We start from the raw sequence: 19,894 nt of genomic DNA on the forward strand, positions 1-19,894 counted from the left end.
AACTAGGGACGTTTATGAGCACCGAACAGCCTCTGCTCACCACTGGTTTCGGGATCGACATCGGTGGTTCCGGGATCAAGGGCGCGCCGGTCGACCTGGCCGAGGGGCGGTTCGCGGCCGAGCGGCTGCGGATCCCCACGCCGCAGCCCTCCACCCCGGGTGCGGTGGCGGACGTGGTGGCGCAGATCGTGGAGAGCTTCGGCGCGGACGCAGGCACCGGGCCGATCGGGGTCACCTTCCCGGCCGTGATCCAGCACGGGGTGGCCCGGACCGCGGCCAACGTGGACAAGACCTGGATCGACACCGACGTGGACACGCTGTTCACCGCCCGGCTGAACCGCAGCGTGCACGTGGTGAACGACGCGGACGCGGCCGGGGTGGCCGAGGCCCGCTACGGCGCCGCCCGCGGGGTCAAGGGCACGGTGATCGTGGCCACGCTGGGTACCGGGATCGGCTCGGCGGTGCTGCTGGACGGCAAGCTGGTGCCGAACACCGAGCTGGGGCACCTGGAGATCGAGGGCCACGACGCGGAGACCCGGGCGGCCGACAGCGCCCGCGAGCGTGAGGACCTGTCCTGGGAGAAGTGGGCCCACCGGCTGCAGACCTATTTCCGCACGGTGGAGAACCTGTTCTGGCCGGACCTGTTCGTGATCGGCGGCGGGGTGAGCAAGAAGAGCGCGAAGTTCCTGCCGCTGCTCGACCTGCGCACCCCGATCGTGCCGGCCGAGCTGCTGAACGACGCCGGGATCATCGGCGCGGCCGCGCTGGCCGCCGAGAGCCCGGACCTCGTCCCGCCAGGCGCCTGATCGAGCGGCCGGGCCGTTCAGTCGAGCGGCTCGGCCAGGCTCGCGCTGGTCTCGGCGACCATCCGGAAGTAGTCCATCGCCTGTGCCTCGCCCATGTGCTTGCTGGCGATGGTGGCCGACAACGAGGCCAGCGCGGTGACGAACGACAGCTGGGCCGGGCCCTGCAGATCACGCAGGATGAAGCCCATGGCCTCATGGTCGCCGAGCATCTGGAAACGGATGAACGCGGCGGCCCGCTGGTTGGCGAGGGCGGCGGCACGTTGCTCTGGGCTGAACACGAGAACCCTTCTGGTCGACTCCCCCGGGCTCTCAGTATGCGCATCTGTCCCTGTCAGACCTCACTGGTGGTGCACCAAACCCCCAGTGGGGTGAATGGAGCTCATCACGGTGAGTGATCTCTGAGGCGGACGAGCTGGACTGTAAGCCGGATCTTGTGCCAGGCCGGGCGAACCCGGCCTGCGACGACCATCCATCTCGGGGCGCCGTTGCCGGCGTCCTCGTGCGGCCTACCCGGATACTCGGGCGAGCAGCCCTCGAGCGCATCCTGTCTGGCCTTGCTCCGGGTGGGGTTTACCTAGCCGCTCCGGTCACCCGGAGCGCTGGTGGTCTCTTACACCACCGTTTCACCCTTACCGATCCGCCCTTGCGGGCCGATCGGCGGTCTGTTTTCTGTGGCACTGTCCCGCGGGTCACCCCGGGTGGGCGTTACCCACCACCCTGCCCTGTGGAGTCCGGACTTTCCTCGGCGGACGGCGAACCGTCCGACGCGGTCGCCCGTCCAACTCGTCCGCAGTAGCCATCCTAGGGCCTTGCGCTGTTCACCCGGACCAGCCCACCTCCGGAACCGGCTCGGCATCCTTCCTCCCGGCGGTGCGAGCAGTCCGCCGGTACCGCCCCGAGCTTTCCCGCCCGGCCGTCCGGAGGCTCGTTCACCAGCGGGACAGCCTTCCTTCATCGCGTTCCGGCGCGCCATTCGCCCGTTTATCACCTCATCTTTCCCTTCGTCTCCTGGTCGCTCAGCGCACACATTCGTTCACCTTCCGCGTCACTGGGGTCGGGAAGCTTGGACGGATTACTCCCTGACGGCCCGTGGAGGTGCGCGGAACATGACGGCTGCGAAGAACAAGAGCAAGTGGGGCACCCGGGCCAGAGTGGGCACCGCTGTAGCCGTGGCCGGGCTGGTCGCCGTTCCTGGATGGCTGGTGACCAACGCCCAGGCGAACACTCCCCCGGCGGCGAGCACCCCGTCTCAAATTTCTGCGGTTCAGGCCCCCGCCGGGAAGAAGGTGACCGCCCAGCTGCTGGCGTTCAACGACCTTCACGGCCACATGACGTCCGACGGACTGTCGATCAGTGCCAAGACGTCTACGTCCAAGGGTTCGGGTTACGTCACCGCGGGTGGCACGCCCTGGCTGGCCGGAAAGATCGCCGCCGCCAAGAAGGACAACCCCAACTCGCTGGTGCTCTCCGTAGGCGATCAGGTCGGGGGTAGCCCGCTGATCTCGGGGTACTACCACGATGAAGGCACCATCGAGGCGATGAACCAGTTCGTCGACGTGGCGGTGGTGGGTAACCACGAATTCGACGAGGGCACGGCCGAACTGCGGCGCCTGGTCAACGGTGGCTGCCACCCAGACGACGGCTGCTCCCCCGCGTCCCCGAAGTACTCCGGCGCCAAGTTCGACATGCTCGCGGCGAACGTGATCGACCGGAAGACAGGTAAGTCGATGCTGCCGGGGTACGTGATCAAGAACGTCGGTGGGGCCAAGATCGGCATCATCGGCACGGTCACCCCCGACACCACCGATCTGGTTCCCCTGCAGGGAATCCGCGACGTGAAGTTCAAGCACGAAGCACCGATCATCCGTGACCTGGCCAAGAAGCTGCGCAGCCAGGGGGTGGACGCGGTGATCGCGATGACCCACTCCGGTGCCGACCCCACGCCGCGTACCCCGATCAACTCCTGCGAGAAGCTGGCCGGGCCGGCCCGTGACCTGACCGCCGCCGTGTCCGGAAGTGTGGATGCCGTGCTCAGCGCGCACACCCACCAGGCCTACAACTGCAAGGTCAAGGGCACGCTGCTGACCAGCGCGGCCTCCTACGGCCGGCTGCTGACCAAGATCGACGTCACGGTCGACACCGGAAAGCACCAGGTCACCAGGATCAAGGCGAACAACGTCGTGATCAGCCACACCGGCAAGCGGGACAAGAAGGTCTCGGCGGTGGTGGACCGCTACCGCAAGGCCACCGACCCGATCGCCTCCAAGAAGGTCACCACGCTGAAGCAGACCCTCACCCGGACCCTGACCCGCCACGGGGAGACGTACCTGGGCCGGGTGATCGGCGACGCCCAGCTGGCCGCCACCAAGTCCAAGAAGAACGGCGGCGCGCAACTGGCCGTCATCAACCGCGGCCTGGCCCGGATGAACCTGGAGAAGGGCAAGGTCACCTACGGCGACGTGTTCGACGCCCAGCCGATGGGCAACCGGCTGGTCACCATGACGCTGACCGGGCGGCAGATCGACGCGGCGCTGGAGAGCACGTTCTGCCACGACGCGGCGGTGGACAACGACCAGCGGATGCCGATCGAGGTGAGCAAGAGCTTCTACTTCAGCTTCGACATGGACAAGAAGTGCGGCCACAAGATCCGGATCCGGGACATGCGGCTGAACGGTGAGCGGATGTACGCGGACAAGAAGTACCGGGTCACCACCATCGACTTCTTCTCCGAAGGGGGCAGCGGCCTGGCCGGCTTCCCGGACGGCAAGAACAAGGTCACCGGCGTCCTGGAGCGCGACGCCCTGACCCAGTACCTAAAGAAGAACCCCGGTCTCGGTCTGCCCCGGGGTACGCGGATCCGCTCGCTGTAAGTGGGGCGGGCAGTGGGCCGTACACTCCCGGAGTGCTCGTCCTGCTGCCCCCTTCAGAGTCCAAAGCTGCCCCGGCCAAGCGGGGTAAGCCCGTCGAGGTTGCGCAGCTGTCGTTCCCAGAGCTGACCGATCTGCGTAAGCAGGCTCTGGAAGCGCTGATCGAGGTCAGCGCCCAGCCCGACGCTCTCACGCGGCTGGGCGTGGGGGCCTCGCTGGCCGACGAGGTAGCCCGGAACCTCACCCTGCACACCGCGCCCGCGCGCCCGGCGCATCAGGTGTACACGGGGGTTCTTTACGACGCCCTGGGCTGGGATTCGCTCTCCCCGGCGGCTCGGCGGCGGGGTAACAACCGGGTGCTGGTGATCTCGGCGCTGTGGGGTGCGTTGCGCCCGGGCGATCGGGTTCCGTCGTACCGGCTGTCCATGGACGGCGAACTGCCCTCCCTCGGCCCGCTGGCGCGGCACTGGCGTAGCGAACTCCCTGGCGTGCTGGCCGCTGCAGCCGGCAAGCGCGGTGTGATCGTCGACTGCCGCTCCGGGCCGTACGCCGCTGCTGCCCCGGTTACTTCGTTCCCCTCCGACGTGGCTGCTCGGACGGTCGCGGTGCGCGTGCTGCGGGAGACCAACGGCAAGCGCTCGGTGGTGAGTCACCTGGCCAAGCACACCCGCGGCGAGGTCACCCGCTACCTGCTGGAGCAGGACACTGATCCGCTCACCCCTGCCGCCCTGCGCGACCTGGTCGGCTCGCGCTGGCCCGCGGAGTTGTCTGAGCCAGCCCGCGCCGGCTCCTCCTGGACCTTGGACGTCGTCCTCCACGACTGATCCACGGCCAACCACGCCATCTTCCGGCCCGGCCCCTCCTCATCCACCGCTCTCTGAACCTTCCGTGGCCCACCCATATCCGCCTGCCGCCCGGCCCGACTTCGCCATCTTCCACGGCCTGTTATCACGACGGCCAACCATGATCGGGGAGACAAAGCACGCTATATCGTCGCTTTGTCTTCCCGATCATCACTCGGGGCAGACTGAGCGCGTGACCCCAGAAGAGTTCCGCACTGCAGGCCATCAGCTGATCGACTGGATCGCCGACTACCGCACCGGGCTCCCCGACCGTCCGGTGCAATCCACGGTCAAGCCCGGGGACGTGACTGGCGCCCTCCCCGCCACTCCCCCGACCGCGCCCGAGGATCTGGCCGCGGTGATGCGCGACCTGGACGAGATCATCGTGCCGGGCCTGATGCAGGTTCAGCACCCGCGCCACACCGGCTGGTTCCCCTCCAACGCATCGCTCGCCTCCGTGCTCGGCGACATCGCCTCCTCCGGCATCGGCGCCCTAGGTATCTCCTGGCAGTCCGCCCCGGCGCTGACCGAACTGGAGGAGGTGGTCTGCGACTGGATGCGTCAGCTGACCGGCCTGTCCGAGGGCTGGCGCGGCGTCATTCAGGACACTGCTTCGACCGGCTGCCTGGTGGCCCTGCTCGCCGCCCGGGAGCGCGCGGCCGACTACGTCAGCGAGCGCGGCGGTCTACAGTCACTCGAAGCTCCCCTGACGGTCTACTCCTCCGAGCACGCACATTCCGCCACCCCAAAGGCCGCTCTGCTGGCGGGCTTCGGCCGCGACAACATCCGTAGCATCGCCACTGACCCCGCGACCCACGCGCTGGACCCCGCGGCTCTGCGCGCGGCGATCGAGAAGGACGTCAATGAGGGACGTCGGCCCGCGGCGATCGTCGTAAGCGTGGGTACGACGGCAACCACCGCAGTGGACCCGCTGGCCGAGATCATGCAGATCGCCGCGGGCTACGGAATCTGGGTCCACATCGACGCCGCGATGGCCGGATCCGCCCTGCTGCTGCCCGAATATCGCTGGCTGGTCGAGGGGATCGAGGGGTTCACGACGCCGGACGGGTTCACTGTGCCGCCCGCGGACTCGCTGGGCTGGAACCCGCACAAGTGGATGGGCACGATCCTGGACACGTCGCTGCTGTACGTGCGTGAGCCGGAGCGGCTGATCCGGGTGATGTCGACCAACCCCAGCTTCCTGCGTAACTCCGGGGCGGTCGTAGCCACCGAGTACCGCGACTGGGGCATTCCCCTGGGCCGGCGGTTCCGCGCCCTGAAGCTGTGGTTCCACCTGCGCCTGGACGGCGTCGAGGCGATCCGCGAGCGCCTACGCCGAGACCTCGCCAACGCCCAGCGCCTGGCCCGCCTGGTGACCGCCGAGCCGGACTGGACTGTCGTAGCCCCGGTTTCGCTGCAGACGGTGTGCATCCGCCACACGCCCTCCGGCCCGAACGGCGAAACCCTGGACGGCGAGGCGCTCGAGCAGCACACCCTGGCCTGGGCGGACGCGCTGAATCGCAGCGGCGTGGGCACGGTGACCCCGGCGAAGCTGGCCGGGCAGTGGATGGTCCGGATCTCGATCGGCGTGGAGAGCACGGAATGGTCTGACGTGGAAGCGGTCTGGACCGCGGCGAAGGAGCTGGCCGCTCAGGCCTGAACGCTCAGAGGGTGGCGCCGCAGAAAAGCGGCGCCCACCCTCGCATCACGTTCGATCCGGAAGGCCGCCGCCGCGTAGAGCACTGCCCACAGCGCCACGAGAAGCTTGAGCCAGATGGAGACATCCATGAACATCCAGGCCGCCTGCCCCAGCACGAGACCCACGATCACCAGCCCAACGGGACGTCGGGCCACCAGGGCCTTGGCCAGAGTCTGCAGCACCACCAGCTCTCGGCCGGGCAACTCCTCGTCGGCCTTGGCCTGCAGCAGACGCACCGAGACCCGGTGATCGCCCGGGGCAAAGTCGGTCAACCCCGCAGCGCGCCGCCGCTCAGCCTCCTCGATGTTGCTGCGGTAGAGCCGGCCACCAGCCACCAGAGCCAGCACGACACCGAGAATCTGGACCACGACCAGCACCGGTACCCAGAAGTCCGGATCGCCCATGCCGGAACTTCACCGTGCAGCTGGGCCTCCCGCAACCGCAGGCCCTCGCACTCCGGCGAGACGCCAACCGGACCGCGGGTGAGCGAGATCCACTCACCCGCGGCCGGCCCGGCTCAGCTCAGCGCGTTGTCCAGGTCTTCCAGCAGGTCCTGCACGTCTTCCAGACCGACCGAGATGCGCACCGTGCCGTCGCTGATCCCCGCAGCCGCCCGGGCCTCGGGGGTGAGGCGGCGGTGGGTGGTGGTGGCCGGGTGGGTCACCATCGACTTGGCGTCACCCAGGTTGTTCGAGATGTCGACGACGCGCAGCCGGTCCAGGAAGCTGAACGCCTTCTCCTTGCCACCCAGCTCGAAGGTGACCACCGTGCCGCCCGCGCTCATCTGCGACTTGGCCAGCTCGTACTGGGGGTGGCTGGGCAGGTGCGGGTACTTCACCGCGCCGACCCGGGCGTCGGCCTCGAGGAACTCGGCGATCCGCAGCGCGCCGGCGCACTGGTGGTCGACCCGCAGCCGCAGCGTCTCCAGGCCCTTCAGCAGCACCCAGGCGTTGAACGGGCTGAGCGAGGGCCCGGTGTGGCGCATCAGGTTCTGCACCTTCTCGTTGATGTACTCCTCCGGGCCGAGGATGGCCCCACCGAGCACCCGGCCCTGGCCGTCGATGTGCTTGGTGGCGGAGTAGACCACGATGTCGGCGCCCAGCTCGAGCGGCTTCTGCAGCAGCGGGGTAGCGAAGACGTTGTCCACCACGACCTGGGCCCCGGCCGCGTGCGCCAGCTCGCTGACCGCGCGGATGTCGACCAGCTCCTGGGCCGGGTTGGACGGCGACTCGAAGAAGACGGCCTGGGTGGGCTGGCTGAGCGCCTGTTCCCACTGGGCCAGGTCGGGGCCGTCGACGAACACCGTCTCCACGCCCCAGCGCGGCAGGATCTCGTCGAGGATGACGAAGCAGGAGCCGAACAGCGCCTTGGAGGCGACGATCCGGTCACCGGCGCCGAGCAGCGCGGCCAGGGCGTTGAAGACCGCGGACATCCCGGTGGCGGTGGCGAAGGCGGCCGGGGCGCCCTCGATCAGCCGCAACCGCTCCTCGAACATGGACACGGTGGGGTTGCCGTAGCGCGAGTAGACGAAGTGCTCCAGCTCGCCCTTGAACGCCGACTCGGCCTCGCCGGCCGAGCCGTAGGTGTACCCCTGGGTGAGGAACAGCCCCTCGGACATCTCCGCGAAGTTCGACCGGACGGTGCCGCCCCGCACGCTCAGGGTGTCGGGTCGGCGGGGGTCTGGGGTGTCGCTGCTCATCTGCTCGTTCCTCGAATGGTGGGACGGGGGTGGGGCGGTTCGGGCACGGCGAACCGGCGGGGTGGCCGGCCGGAGAACCAGGCGGCCGCCCCGGCCGGACTCAGCCCTGTTTCCAGGGCAGGCCGCGGACCTTCCAGCCGGCCTTGCGGCCACGGTGGCTCTGCTCGTCGGGCGGGCCCTCGAAGCCCTCCAGAATGTTGAACGCAGCGGTGTACCCGGCTGCGGTGGCGGCCTCGGCCGCGGCGACCGAGCGCACCCCGGAACGGCACAGGAACACCACCGGCGCGGACTTGTCGGCCGAGACGGCACCGACCTCGTCCAGGAAGGCGGGGTTGCGGGCGCCGTCGGGGAACGAGGTCCACTCGATCAGGGCCACGTCCTTGGCCAGCGCGGTCAGGTCGGGCACCCCGACGTAGGACCACTCGGCCCGGGTGCGCACGTCCACCAGGACGGCGCCCGGGTTGGACTGCACCAGTTCCCAGGCCTGTTCGGGGGAAAGATCTCCGGCGTACGGCACGGCTCAGGCCTCCTGGATGTGCGGGCGGTTCGGGCTGGGACGACCGGGTGGTTCGGGCAGCACTACGGCCTGCCCGGCGATCACCCGCTCGCCGTCGAAGGTCAGGGTGGGCGGACCGTGCAGCACGTAGCCCTCGGCGAGGGCGGCGCTGACCCGCTCGCAGAAACTGCGGTCGTCGGGGCCGGTGAGCAGCTTGTAACGCAACGGCTCGGTCTCTGCCATGAACCAGTTCTACCTCAGCGCCCCGACAGTCTTAAGCGCAGGACCCGTCCGCTTGCCTGATCACCCGTAACTTTCACCACGATCAGCCGTTCGGGGGCAGCGCTGGATCACGCTGGATCACGCCGGGGTGCTCCGGTTGACCCCGGCGACCTCGATCCCACCGTCGGCCCACATCCGTACCGTGGTGATCCCGGTCGGGTCGATCCGCAGGCGCCAGAACGCGGCGGGACCGGCGTCCAGGGCGCTCGCGACGGCTGCGCGGATCAGACCGGTATGGGTGACGACGACGACGGACTTTCCCGGGTACGACGAGCGCAACCGCCGCCAGCAGGCGTCCGTACGTTCTGCGAGATCCTGAACCGACTCGCCACCCGGAGGCCGGGCCGACGGGGAGTGCCGCCACTGCGCGTACTCCTTCGGCCAGCGCTCGGCGATCTCCCGGTAGGACAGGCCGTCCCACTCCCCCAGCCGGAGCTCGGCCAGTTCCGGATCGGCCACCGGCTCGCAGCCCACCGCCGCGCGCAGCGCCCAGGCGGTCTGCCAGGTGCGCAGCAAGGGCGAGGTGAGCAGCGCGTCCGCCGGGCCCAGCACCCGAGCCAGAGCCTCGGCCTCGGCCACGCCCTGCTCGCTCAGCGCCGGGCCGTGCCGGTCGCCGCCGCTGGGCACCGAGCCGGTGTGCGCGGTGCTGGCGTGCCGGACCAGGTGCAGCGTCAACGGCTGACCGAGGTCCGGCGCCGCCACCGTCTAGAGGCCGGACTCGGCCGTGCGCACCAGGATCCGGCTGCACTCCTCGCAGCGGAGCACCTGGTTCTCGGCCGCGGCGCGGATCCGGTTCAGGTCGTTCGGCGGCAGGGTGAGCTGGCAGCCCTCGCAGCGCCGCTGGTACAGCCGGGCCGCGCCGACCCCGTTGCTGTTCTCGCGGATGCGCTCGTACAGCGCCAGGAGCTCCTTCGGGATGCCCCCGGCCGCGGTCTCGCGGTCGCGCTTCTCGCCCTCGGCCTCACCGCTCAGCGTCTCGAGCTGCTTGTCGCGGGCCGCGGCCGCCTCGGCGATCTCGGCGCTGACCGCCTCGCGCCGGGTGGTGGCCTCCTCGACCGAGGCCTGGGCCGCCTCCTGGCGCTCCATCACCTCGAGCTCGGCGTCCTCCAGCACGCTCTGCCGGTTGGCCAGGTTCTCCAGCTCGTGCTGGATCGCCTGCAGGTCCTTCGCGCTGCCCTGACCGGCGTCGAGCCGGGCCTGGTTACGAGCCGCCCGCTGGCGCACCTGCTCCACGTCGGCCTCGGCCTTGGTGAGCTCGCGAGCCGCGTCGGTGAGCGCCGTGCGGGCCACCACCAGCTCGTCGTCGATGCCCTGGCGCTTCTTCTCCAGCTCGGCGATCTTCGCGAGCTCGGGCAGCGAGCGCTGCCGGTGCGCGATCTGAGTGAGCCGGATGTCGTGCGCCTGCACGTCCAGCAGCCGCCACTGATCCTGAGCCGCCGCCGTTACCACAGCAACCATCCTCCTAGCTAAAGTCCCCCGCGGGAGCATCAGCTTAGAGGGCGGGGCGGGCCTGCGATCACCACCGGGCAGGGCAGGTCTCAGCGAACCATGCCGCCTGGGCTGGGCACCCGGAACACCCACGGGTCGGTGCTGCGGGCCGAGACCAGCACCTCGACCGCCCGGCCGGAATCAGCCAGAGCGCCCTCCAGCCGGTTGGAAACCCCGTTCAGCCAAGGCCATTCGCTGGCCCAGTGAGCCACGTCGACCAGGTAGGGCGCGCCGTCGCCGGCCGCTTCGCGGGCCTCGGAGGCGGGATGGTGCCGCAGGTCGGCAGTGACGTAGACATCGGCCTGGGAGGCCCGCACCGCTGCGAACAACGAATCGCCGGCACCGCCGCAGACCGCCACCCGGGAGACCTCGGCCGTGGGATCACCGGCCACCCGCACCCCCTGAGACGTGCTGGGCAGGGCCTCGGCGACCAGCATGGCGAACTCGCGCAGGCTGGTGGGCTGCTCCAGGGTGCCGACCCGGCCGATGCCCCGGGGGCCGGACCAGGTGGACAGCTCGTAAAGGTCGATCGCGGGTTCTTCGTAGGGGTGCGCGGTGCGCAACGCGGCCAGCGCCTCGGACCGGCGCTTGCGGGGCAGGACCATCTCGATCCGCCGCTCCTCGACCACCTCACGCTCGCCCGGCGTACCGATCGCCGGGGTGGCCGAAGAACCCGGCACGAACGTTCCCGTGCCCACCGCCGTCCAGGCGCAGCGCGCGTACTCGCCGATCTCCCCGGCGCCGGCCGCCGACAGCGCGTCCAGCACCTTCTCCACCGCGGTCTCCGGGACGAAGGTGACCAGCTTGTCCACCGGATCGGCGGGGTCGGCCGACAGCGGCACCAGGTCGGTCAGGCCGAGCACCCGGGCCAGCGCGTCGGAGACCCCGGGGGCAGCCGCATCGGCGTTGGTGTGAGCGGTGTAGAGCGCGCAGCCGCCGCGGATCAACTGGTGGATCACCTTGCCCTTGGGCGTGGTGATGGGCACGCCGTGGACACCGCGCAGCAGCAGGGGGTGGTGGGTGATCAGCAGATCGGCCCGCCAGGTGAGCGCCTCTTCGACGACCGCCGGCGCCGGGTCGATCGCCAGCAGGATCCGGCGGACCTGCGCGTCCGGGTCACCGCAGACCAGCCCCACGGCGTCCCAGTCGCGCGCCCAGGCCGGGTCGTACATCCGTTCCAGCACGGCGATGACGTCGGCGAGCGAAGGTGAAGCGGCTTCGGTGGTCACTCTCAGACTCTATCGGGCACAGCGCGTTCATGTGTCATGACTTGGCGTGGTCTTCGACAAGCGTCCAAAGACACTGTTCAGGGGTTCTGGTGGGGCCGGCGCAGACCGGCCCCACCAGAGGATTCAGAACTCGATCTGCCCCAGCCGCAGCCCGTCCACGAACTGCGCGGACGGGTGGGCCATGGCCTCGAGCTCGAGCACGACGATCCGGTTACGCCCGGCCCGGGTGACCGGGGCGGGCACGTAGAGCGTCTGGGTCGGGCCCTTGCGCCAGTACCGGCCCAGGTTGAAGCCGTTGACCCAGACCAGGCCCTTGCCCCAGGCGCTGGTCTCGAGGAACAGGTCGGCCGCCTCGGCCAGCTCGAACTCGCCGTCCAGCACCTGCGGCCCCAGGTTGAGGGAGCAGCCCTCCAGGTCGAGCTCAGGCAGCCGGTCCACGTCCAGGCGCCAGGATGTCCAGTCGGTCAGCGGGATCCCGTCCACGGTGACCTCGCCGATCAGGCCCTTGGCCTCACCGAGGCGCGGTCCGTAGTTCACCCGGCCCTGGTCCTCCACCAGGATCTGCACCGGCGAGGCCAGCAGCGGCAGTGCCAGCGCCCGCTCGTGCGCGTCCCGGGCCATGATCCCGACCGGGATGCCGTCCTGGAACACGTAGGCCCGGTCACGCACCTCCTCGCCGATCCGCAGCGTGCCCGGGGCGATGTCGACGGCCGGAGCCTGGTAGAACACGAAACCCGTGTCCTGCTCGAGCTCTTCGTAGGTGGCCGGGTGATCGCCCGGGCGCGCCTCGCCGATCTCACCCAGCAGGTCGAGCAGCGAGGCCCGCGGGGTGAGGCTCGCGTCAAACACCGGCGCCGGGGTTGCCTCGGCCGGAAGCTCGTCCAGCACCGGCGCGTACTTGGCGATCGTCTTGCGGAACGCGTGGTACTTCGCGGTGGGGTTACCGGCCTCGTCCAGCGGCGCGTCGTAGTCGTACGACGTCACCAGCGGAACGTAGGCGCCCTTGTCGTTGGCGCCGTTGGTCATCCCGAAGTTGGTGCCGCCGTGGAACATGTAGAAGTTCACCGAGCCACCCACCCGCAGGATCTCGTCCAGCGCGGTGTCGGAGTCCTCCACCGTGGTGGTGTGGTGGTGGAAACCCCAGCTGTCGAACCAGCCGTCCCAGAACTCCATGCACATCAGCGGCCCGGTGGGCTGGAACTCGCGCAGCGTCTTGAACCGCTCGGTGCTGCGAGACCCGAACGAGGCGGTCATGTGCAGCCCGTCCAGCCGGCCGTCCTCGAGCATCTGCGGGTCCGGCTGGTCGATCGTGGTCAGCGGCACGGTGATCCCGGCCTCGCGGGTCACCCGGACCAGCTCGGCCAGGTACTCCTTGTCGGAACCGTAGGCGCCGTACTCGTTCTCGATCTGGACCAGGAAGACCGGCCCGCCGCGGTCGACCTGCAGGGGGGCCACGATCTGGTAGACCGCCTGCAGGTACTCGGTCAGCGCCGACAGGTACTGCGGTTCAGCGCGGCGCAGCTCGACACCTTCAATACGCAGCAGCCACGGCGGCAGACCGCCGTTGCTCCACTCCGCGCAGATGTACGGGCCGGGCCGGACGATCGCGTGCATCCCCTCGGCGGCAACCAGTTTCAGGAACCGCTCAAGGTCCAGACCAGCGGACGTGTCGAACTCGCCCCGGGTGGGTGCGTGCAGGTTCCACGGGACGTACGTCTCGATCGTGTTCAGGCCCATCAGCCGGGCCTTGTGGATCCGGTCGGCCCACTGGTCCGGGTGCACCCGGAAGTAGTGCAGCGCACCGGAAATGATCTGGAAGGGCTCGCCGTCGAGAAGGAAGTCCTTCTCACCGATCTTCAGTTCAGGCACTGGGGTTCTCTTTCGGGGCAGCAGCCGGGCGCAGCGTGAGCACCGACCAGGAGATGGGGGGAAGCGTCAGGGAGAGCCGGGTGGCCGAATCGGCCGCGCTCACCGTCACGCCGGCGAGGGCCACCGGGGCAACCGGCTGCGAGCTCTGGGTGTTGGTGGTGAAGCGGTCGCCGCCCTCGGGCACGGTCAGGGTCAGCGCGTCCTCGAGAACCAGCTCGGCACCGTCCAGTTCGACCGAAAGGGCCGACACCGAGTCCACGGAGCGGTTCACCACGAACAGCGACACCGAGCCGTCCTCGGCAACGGTGCTCACCGCGTCCACCAGTTCGACATCGCCGTACTTCGCGGTGGGCCCGGAGGCCACGTCCAGCGACAGCGGAACCACCCGGCCGCGCGCCCGCGCCGCGGTCAGCGCGAACGGGAAGAACGTGGTCTGCCGCCAGGCGGCGCCGTCGGGTTCGCTGCGGATCGGGGCGATCACGTTCACCAGCTGGGCCAGGTTGGCCATCGTGACCCGGTCGCTGTGCCGCAGCAGCGAGATCAGCAGCGAGCCGACCACCACCGCGTCGGTGACGTTGTACTCGTCCTCGATCAGCCGCGGGGCCTCGGGCCAGCCGCCGGAAAGCACCGCGTCCTTGTGGTTCTCGTTCCAGTCGCGCTGGTACCAGACGTTCCACTCGTCGACGCTGATCCCGATCTGCTTCTGCAGACCCAGTTCCTCGCGGACCTCGTCGATGATCGCGGCCACGGTGTCCAGGTACCGGTCCAGCCCGGCGGCGGAGGCGAGGAAGCTCGCCACGTCACCGTCGGACTCCTCGTAGTAGGCGTGCACCGAGATGTGGTCGGCCTGGTCGGCGGTGTGCCGCAGGACGGTGCGTTCCCACTCCCCGAAGGTCGGCATCTCCATGTTCGAGCTGCCGGCCACCACCAGCTCGACCCGGTGGTCGAGAAAGCGCATGTAGCGGGCGGCCTCGGCGGCCAGCCGGCCGTACTCGTCGGCCGTCTTGTGACCGATCTGCCAGGGGCCGTCCATCTCGTTGCCCAGGCACCACAGGGTGATCCCGAACGGTTCCTCGGCGCCGTTGGCCCGGCGCCGGTCGCTCAGCGCGGTGCCGCCCGGGTGGTTGGAGTACTCCAGCAGGTCGCCGGCCGCCTCGATCCCCCGGGTGCCCAGGTTCACCGCCTGCATGACCTCGACCCCGGCCTGAGCGGCCCAGGAGGCGAACTCGTGCAGCCCGACCTGGTTGGTCTCGGTCTGGTGCCAGGCCGCGTCCAGCCGCACCGGGCGCTCCGAGCGCGGGCCGACCCCGTCCTCCCAGCGGTAGCCGGAGACGAAATTGCCGCCGGGATAACGCACCACGGTCACCCCGAGCTCACGGACGAGCTCCAGGACGTCGGCGCGGAACCCCTCGGAGTCGGCGCTCGGGTGCTGCGGTTCGTAGATGCCCTGGTAGACGCAGCGGCCCATGTGCTCGACGAAACCGCCGAACAGCCGCGGCGGAACGTCCGCCACCGTCTCGCCGAGCCGGACCCGCAGGTCTGCCGGAATCATCGTTTCTCACACCTCTCTTCGGACAAAGAACGGGCCGGGCTGCGCAACAGCCCGGCCCGCTCTCGCGTGGAACTCGGTCTTACTCGACGGTGAAGCCCTGCTGCGTGGCGTACTCGTCGATCTTGGCCTTCCAGGCCGCGAGCCCGGCGTTCAGGTCGCTGTTGTTGTTGTACGACGTCTTGCCCGCGGTGTCACCGAAGATGGTGTTGGCGTAGGCCTGGATCGGCAGGTAGGACCAGTTGGGCTGGACCGTGCCGGCCGCGGCGGCGAGCACCTCGTTGATCTTCTGACCACCGAAGTACTCCGACTCGGCGCCGGTGAAGGCCGGGTCGCTCAGGTCGGCCGTGGTCGACGGGAAGCCGCCGGACTCGATGAAGATCTTGATGCTCTCCGGGTCGTGGTTCAGCCAGCGCACGAACGCGGCGGCCAGGGCCGGGTTCTCGCTCTGCTTGATGACGGCCATCGAGGAGCCACCGCTCTCGGCGGTGACCGGGGTGCCACCGTCGTAGGTCGGCATCGGGGCGACCTTCCAGTCACCCGAGCCGGCCGCGGCGTTGGCGATCATGTTGCCCGGCATCCAGGCGCCCGACAGCAGGGTGACCAGCGAGCCGTCGCCCATCGCGCGGAACCACTCGTCGGTCCAGCCGACCTGGTCGGACAGCAGGTCCGCCTCGTGGAGCTGGTTCCACATCGCGGTGTACTTCTTGGAACCCTCGTCCTCGAAGTTGATGTTGATCTTGTCGCCGTCGACGTTCAGCGGGTGACCGCCGGCCTGCCAGATCATGCTCAGGGTCTGGCCACCGTCACCGGTGTCGGAGGTGATGTGCCAGTCCGGGTTGTACTCGTTGACCTTCTTCGCCGCGGCGATGTACTCGTCCCAGGTCTTCGGCACCTCGGTGACACCGGCCGCCTCGAACGACTTCTCGTTGTAGAACATCGCCATCGGTCCCGAGTCCTGCGGCAGGCCGAACAGCTTGCCGTCGACCGTGACCTGGCCCCAGGTGGAGGCGGTGTACGAGCTCTCCAGCTCGCCGAGGCCGTAGCTGTTCAGGTCCAGGAGCGACTCGGACAGCGCGTACTGCGGGATCGCGTAGTACTCGACCTGGGCCACGTCCGGGGCGCCGGAGCCGGCCTCGATCGCGTTGGTCAGCTTGGTGTACTCGTCGACGTTGGTGCCGACGTTCGCGTAGTTGACCTTGACGTTCGGGTAGGCCTTCTCGAACGCGGCGACCTGGTCCTTGGCCGAGGGGGTCCAGCTCCAGTAGGTGAGCTCGCCACCCGCCTCGAGCGCGGCGTCCAGGTCGGCCTGGGTACCGGCGGCCGCGGTGTCGCCACCGTCGGAGTCGGAACCGCCACCGCAGGCGGCCAGAACCGTACCGAGGGCGACCGCTGCGGCCAGGCCGGCAACGGCCCGGGACCGGGGCTTGAAGAACTTGCGGGACATCGCGTTGCTTCCCTTCACTTCACTGTGTTTTGGGAGCCCGGCGCTGGGGGAAGCACCGGGGTCGGAACTGGGTGGGGCGAGTTACTTCACACTTCCGGCGGACAGACCGGACTGCCACTGCCGCTGCAGGACGAGGAAGGCGACCACGATCGGGATGATCGACAGCAGCGAACCCGTCAGGACGAGGTCGAACACCGGCTGTGAACCGGCACTCTGGGCCTGGGCGTTCCACTGGTTCAGACCCACGGTCAGCGGGTAGAGATCCGGATCGCTCAGCATGATCAGCGGCAGGAAGTAGTTGTTCCAGGTGGCCACCGTGGTGAACAGCAGCACCGTCACGATACCCGGTGCGAGCAGCTTGACGGAGATGGTGAAGAAGGTGCGCAGCTCGCTGGCACCGTCCATCCGGGCCGCCTCGAGGATCTCGGTCGGCACCGCCTCGATCGCGAACACCCACATCAGGTACAGACCGAAAGGGCTGATCAGCGAGGGGATGATGACGGCCCAGATGGTGTTGGTCAGGTCCATCTTGCTGAACATCAGGAAGGTCGGGACGGCCAGCGCGGTACCGGGCACGGCCACCGCGCCCAGGACGATCGCGAAAACCGCACCCCGGCCCGGGAACCGGTACTTGGCCATGCCGTAACCGGCCAGGGTGGCCAGCAACGTGGCCCCGCCGGCCCCGATCACCACGTACAGCAGGGTGTTCAGGATCCAGCGGCCGAAGATGCCGTCCTGGTAGCTCAGCGTGTCACTGATGTTACTGAACAACGAGAACCCGTCGGCGAACCAGAGGCCGAACGAGTCGAACAGCTGCTCCTGGGTCTTGGAGGCGTTGACCACCAGCCAGAACAGCGGCAGGACGGTGTAGATCAGGAACGCACCCATCAGAACGGTGAGCGCGATGGACTTCTGGGCCCCGGGACGACCCGGGTCCTTGCGCGCCTTGCGGCGCGCGGCGCGGCCTTCCGAATCGGGCCGCGACAGCGTGGACGAACTCATCTCAGCGGTCCTCCGTCCGCGAACCGCGCAGCTGCACCACGTACGCGATGATCGCGGTGACGAGACCCATCACGATCGCGACGGTCGCCGAGTAGTTCTGCTGCTGGCCACTGAAGGCCAGGTTGTAGGCGTACATGTTCGGGGTGTAGTCCGTGGTGATGATGCTCTTCACCAGCGGGCGCAGGATGTTCGGCTCGTTGAACAGCTGGAAGCTGCCGATGATCGAGAAGATCGTGGCGATCACCAGGGTGCCGCGCAGGGCCGGCAGCTTGATCGCCCGCATGATCCACAGCTGGTTGGCGCCGTCCAGCTCGGCCGCCTCGTACAGCTCCGCCGGGATGGTCTTCAGCGTCGTGTAGAAGAGCAGCATGTTGTAGCCGACGAACGACCAGGTCACGATGTTACCGATCGAGACCAGGATCCAGCTGGGGTCGAACGGGTTGAACCCGGTGCCGATCGCGTCGTTCAGCTGGCCGACCAGACCGAACTGGTCACCGTAGATGAAGCCCCACATCAGCACGGCCACGACCGCGGGCACCGCGTAGGGCAGGAACAGCGCGATCCGGAACAGGTTCGCCCCGTAGATCCGGGCACCGTCGATGATCATGGCCGCGACCAGCGCGATGATCAGCATGATGGGGACCTGGATGACCAGGAACAGCAGCACCCGGGTGAGCGAGGTCCAGAACGCCGCGTCCTGGAAGAGCTGTACGTAGTTGTCCAGGCCGACGAAGCTGTTGCCACCGATCAACTGCCGCCGGAACAGGCTCAGGTAGATCGCGTAGGCCAGCGGGGCGATGAAGACCAGGGCGAAGACCGCCATGAACGGCCCGACGAAGATCCAACCACGCCAGTTCCTACGCGTTTTCCGCCGAACGGGCGGACTCGTGGGCGGGACCGTAGCGGCGGTCGCCGACGCCATCGTCATCCTCTTTACCTCTCTGGAAAGACCCGCAATGTTTACGTCAACATTTCGGTCTTCGGAAGCTAGCATGTTTACGTGAACATGACCACGGGCGGCCGACGGTGAATCACCCGGACGACACGGTGACCGCCTCCGAAACCCCCGCTGTACAGGCAAAACCGCGACGGCGCGGGCCCTCTATGGCCGACGTTGCCCGAATTGCGGGGGTTTCCGGACAGACGGTTTCCCGGGTCGTGAACGGACATAACAATGTGGACGAGGGCACGCGCAGTCGCGTCCTCGCCGCGATGCGCAGCATCGGTTACCGGCCGAACAATGCTGCGCGCGCTCTGCGACTGGGACGCTTCGGGAACATCGGCGTGATCATGTTCACCCTTTCGTCGTTCGGCAACATGCGCACGCTCGACGAGATCGCGATGGCGGCCTCCGACGCCAACTACTCGATCACCCTGATCCCGGTGCGCCGGCCCTCGCAGACCGACGTCACCAAGGCCTTCGCCCGGCTGAACGAGCAGGCGGTGGACGGGGTGATCATCGTGATCGAGACCAGCCTGATCGACACCGCCGAGGTGCACTGGCCGACCGGCCTGCCGGTGGTGGTGATCGACGCGGGCGCCGACCTGCCGCACCCGATCGTGGACACCGACCAGGCCGAAGGCGCCCGGCTGGCCACCGAGCACCTGCTGGAGCTGGGCCACGAGACGGTCTGGCACGTCTCCGGGCCGGCGAACTCCTACTCCGCCAACCGCCGCCGCCAGTCCTGGCTGGAGACGCTGCAGCGGCACGGCTGCCCGGTCCCGCCGGTGATCGACGGCAACTGGTCCTCCGACTCGGGTTACCAGGCCGGCCTGGTGCTGGCCCACCGGCCCGGAGTCACTGCCGTCTTCACCGCGAACGACCAGATGGCGCTGGGCCTGCTGCGAGCCCTGCACGAGCAGGGACGCCGGGTGCCCGGCGAGGTGAGCGTGGTCGGCTTCGACGACATGGAGGAGTCGCGCAACTTCTGGCCGCCGCTGACCACCGTGCGGCAGAACTTCGAGGGGGTGGGGCGGCGCAGCGTGGACATGCTGATCCACGGCATCCGCACCGGGCAGAACGCCGGGCCGCTGCGCGCGAGTACCAGCACGCCCGAAAACGTGCTGGTACCCACCCATCTGGTGTTCCGGGACAGCTCCGCCGCCCCGCGCCCGCGTTAGTCCTTGGCGTCGTCCTTACGGGCGGCGGCCAGGTCCAGCGCCAGCACCGAGGCGAGGATCAGCAGGTGGTCCTCGCCCTCGTCGATCCGCACCGCGTAGGTGTCCCGGAACGACAGCCAGCGCTTGGACACGTTCGCCACCTCACGGCCGCCGCGGGAGACGGTGTACTCGTGGTCGAACAGGTCGCCCTTCATCTCCAGGTCGTCCGGGCCGGGCACGTCGATGGTGAACCGGTCCACGAACGGGGTGAAGAACTTCTTGCGCACCTCGGCGGCCTTGGCGTCGCCGACCTTGATCGTGTACGTCTCGCGCAGCGCGATCAGCTGCCGGTGCACCGAGGCCAGTTCCTGGCCGGACGGGTCCTCGATCACCAGCCGGCCGCGCGGGCTGAACACCTTGCCGTCCACGTGCAGCACCAGCCGGCCGTCCTCGTCGGTGATGTCGAAGTCGTCGCCGATGTCGAAGAAGCGTTCCTTGATCACGTACATGTCACTCATT

19 protein-coding genes and 1 other RNA gene are annotated in these 19,894 nt (G+C 68.8%); 5 read left to right on the top strand and 15 right to left on the bottom strand.

Features of this window, described 5'->3' with window-relative positions; genetic code table 11:
- The first annotated feature begins 14 nt into the window (after positions 1 to 14).
- Positions 15 to 806, top strand: coding sequence for a polyphosphate--glucose phosphotransferase (ppgK, locus tag LR394_RS11915; RefSeq protein WP_269329001.1), 792 nt, complete (start codon positions 15 to 17; stop codon positions 804 to 806).
- A gap of 17 nt (positions 807 to 823) precedes the next feature.
- Here ppgK and LR394_RS11920 read toward each other — a convergent pair whose 3' ends face one another.
- On the bottom strand, positions 824 to 1,084 hold the full coding sequence (locus tag LR394_RS11920) for a hypothetical protein (RefSeq protein WP_231440981.1): 261 nt from the start codon (positions 1,082 to 1,084) through the stop codon (positions 824 to 826).
- Positions 1,085 to 1,210: 126 nt separating this feature from the next.
- Positions 1,211 to 1,592, bottom strand: an RNA gene (gene rnpB / locus LR394_RS11925) — RNase P RNA component class A.
- Between the two features lie 320 nt (positions 1,593 to 1,912).
- Between rnpB and LR394_RS11930 the strand changes: the two genes are divergently transcribed.
- From LR394_RS11930 to LR394_RS11940, 3 genes are all read left to right on the top strand, one after another.
- Positions 1,913 to 3,676 (top strand): bifunctional metallophosphatase/5'-nucleotidase, encoded by a 1,764-nt coding sequence (locus LR394_RS11930; protein ID WP_231440983.1) that lies wholly within the window; start codon positions 1,913 to 1,915, stop codon positions 3,674 to 3,676.
- A 32-nt stretch (positions 3,677 to 3,708) separates the two neighbouring features.
- Positions 3,709 to 4,497, top strand: coding sequence for a YaaA family protein (locus LR394_RS11935; protein WP_231440985.1), 789 nt, complete (start codon positions 3,709 to 3,711; stop codon positions 4,495 to 4,497).
- 211 nt (positions 4,498 to 4,708) lie between these two features.
- On the top strand, positions 4,709 to 6,175 hold the full coding sequence (locus LR394_RS11940) for a pyridoxal phosphate-dependent decarboxylase family protein (RefSeq protein ID WP_231440987.1): 1,467 nt from the start codon (positions 4,709 to 4,711) through the stop codon (positions 6,173 to 6,175).
- Here LR394_RS11940 and LR394_RS11945 read toward each other — a convergent pair.
- The 12 genes from LR394_RS11945 to LR394_RS12000 form a co-directional block, all read right to left on the bottom strand.
- On the bottom strand, positions 6,166 to 6,618 hold the full coding sequence (locus LR394_RS11945) for a hypothetical protein (protein WP_231440988.1): 453 nt from the start codon (positions 6,616 to 6,618) through the stop codon (positions 6,166 to 6,168). The genes LR394_RS11940 and LR394_RS11945 overlap by 10 nt on opposite strands.
- 113 nt (positions 6,619 to 6,731) lie before the next feature.
- Positions 6,732 to 7,913, bottom strand: a complete 1,182-nt coding sequence (locus tag LR394_RS11950) for an O-succinylhomoserine sulfhydrylase (protein ID WP_231440991.1) — start codon at positions 7,911 to 7,913, stop codon at positions 6,732 to 6,734.
- 100 nt (positions 7,914 to 8,013) lie between these two features.
- On the bottom strand, positions 8,014 to 8,430 hold the full coding sequence (locus LR394_RS11955; protein ID WP_231440993.1) for a rhodanese-like domain-containing protein: 417 nt from the start codon (positions 8,428 to 8,430) through the stop codon (positions 8,014 to 8,016).
- A gap of 3 nt (positions 8,431 to 8,433) precedes the next feature.
- A complete protein-coding gene (locus LR394_RS11960) occupies positions 8,434 to 8,652 on the bottom strand; it encodes a DUF1737 domain-containing protein (protein ID WP_231440995.1) in 219 nt (72 codons plus the stop codon).
- Positions 8,653 to 8,769: 117 nt separating this feature from the next.
- Positions 8,770 to 9,393, bottom strand: a complete 624-nt coding sequence (locus LR394_RS11965; RefSeq protein ID WP_231440997.1) for a histidine phosphatase family protein — start codon at positions 9,391 to 9,393, stop codon at positions 8,770 to 8,772.
- Between the two features lie 3 nt (positions 9,394 to 9,396).
- Positions 9,397 to 10,149: a zinc ribbon domain-containing protein gene (locus LR394_RS11970; protein WP_231440999.1), complete on the bottom strand. Its 753-nt coding sequence runs from the start codon at positions 10,147 to 10,149 to the stop codon at positions 9,397 to 9,399.
- A gap of 80 nt (positions 10,150 to 10,229) precedes the next feature.
- Entirely contained in the window at positions 10,230 to 11,408 is a 1,179-nt protein-coding gene (locus tag LR394_RS11975) for a Nif3-like dinuclear metal center hexameric protein (RefSeq protein ID WP_231441005.1), read from the bottom strand.
- A 123-nt stretch (positions 11,409 to 11,531) separates the two neighbouring features.
- Positions 11,532 to 13,277, bottom strand: a complete 1,746-nt coding sequence (locus LR394_RS11980; RefSeq protein WP_231441007.1) for a glycoside hydrolase family 35 protein — start codon at positions 13,275 to 13,277, stop codon at positions 11,532 to 11,534.
- Positions 13,270 to 14,829 carry an arabinosylfuranosidase ArfA gene (arfA, locus tag LR394_RS11985; RefSeq protein ID WP_231441009.1) on the bottom strand — a complete coding sequence of 520 codons (1,560 nt, stop codon included), beginning with the start codon at positions 14,827 to 14,829 and terminating at the stop codon, positions 13,270 to 13,272. Before arfA ends, LR394_RS11980 begins: the two co-directional genes overlap by 8 nt.
- A gap of 79 nt (positions 14,830 to 14,908) precedes the next feature.
- Positions 14,909 to 16,273: an ABC transporter substrate-binding protein gene (locus LR394_RS11990; protein ID WP_231441012.1), complete on the bottom strand. Its 1,365-nt coding sequence runs from the start codon at positions 16,271 to 16,273 to the stop codon at positions 14,909 to 14,911.
- Between the two features lie 81 nt (positions 16,274 to 16,354).
- Positions 16,355 to 17,275 carry a carbohydrate ABC transporter permease gene (locus LR394_RS11995; protein WP_231441014.1) on the bottom strand — a complete coding sequence of 307 codons (921 nt, stop codon included), beginning with the start codon at positions 17,273 to 17,275 and terminating at the stop codon, positions 16,355 to 16,357.
- Between the two features lies 1 nt (position 17,276).
- Positions 17,277 to 18,203 carry a carbohydrate ABC transporter permease gene (locus tag LR394_RS12000; protein WP_407937024.1) on the bottom strand — a complete coding sequence of 309 codons (927 nt, stop codon included), beginning with the start codon at positions 18,201 to 18,203 and terminating at the stop codon, positions 17,277 to 17,279.
- Positions 18,204 to 18,379: 176 nt separating this feature from the next.
- Between LR394_RS12000 and LR394_RS12005 the strand changes: the two genes are divergently transcribed.
- Complete coding sequence (locus LR394_RS12005; protein WP_269329003.1) at positions 18,380 to 19,396, top strand: LacI family DNA-binding transcriptional regulator; 1,017 nt, start codon at positions 18,380 to 18,382, stop codon at positions 19,394 to 19,396.
- Here LR394_RS12005 and LR394_RS12010 read toward each other — a convergent pair.
- A complete protein-coding gene (locus tag LR394_RS12010; RefSeq protein WP_231441020.1) occupies positions 19,393 to 19,893 on the bottom strand; it encodes an LURP-one-related/scramblase family protein in 501 nt (166 codons plus the stop codon). The genes LR394_RS12005 and LR394_RS12010 overlap by 4 nt on opposite strands.
- Position 19,894 lies beyond the last annotated feature (1 nt).

Source organism: Kineosporia babensis, from assembly GCF_021129305.1.
Taxonomy (GTDB): Bacteria; Actinomycetota; Actinomycetes; order Actinomycetales; family Kineosporiaceae; genus Kineosporia; species Kineosporia babensis.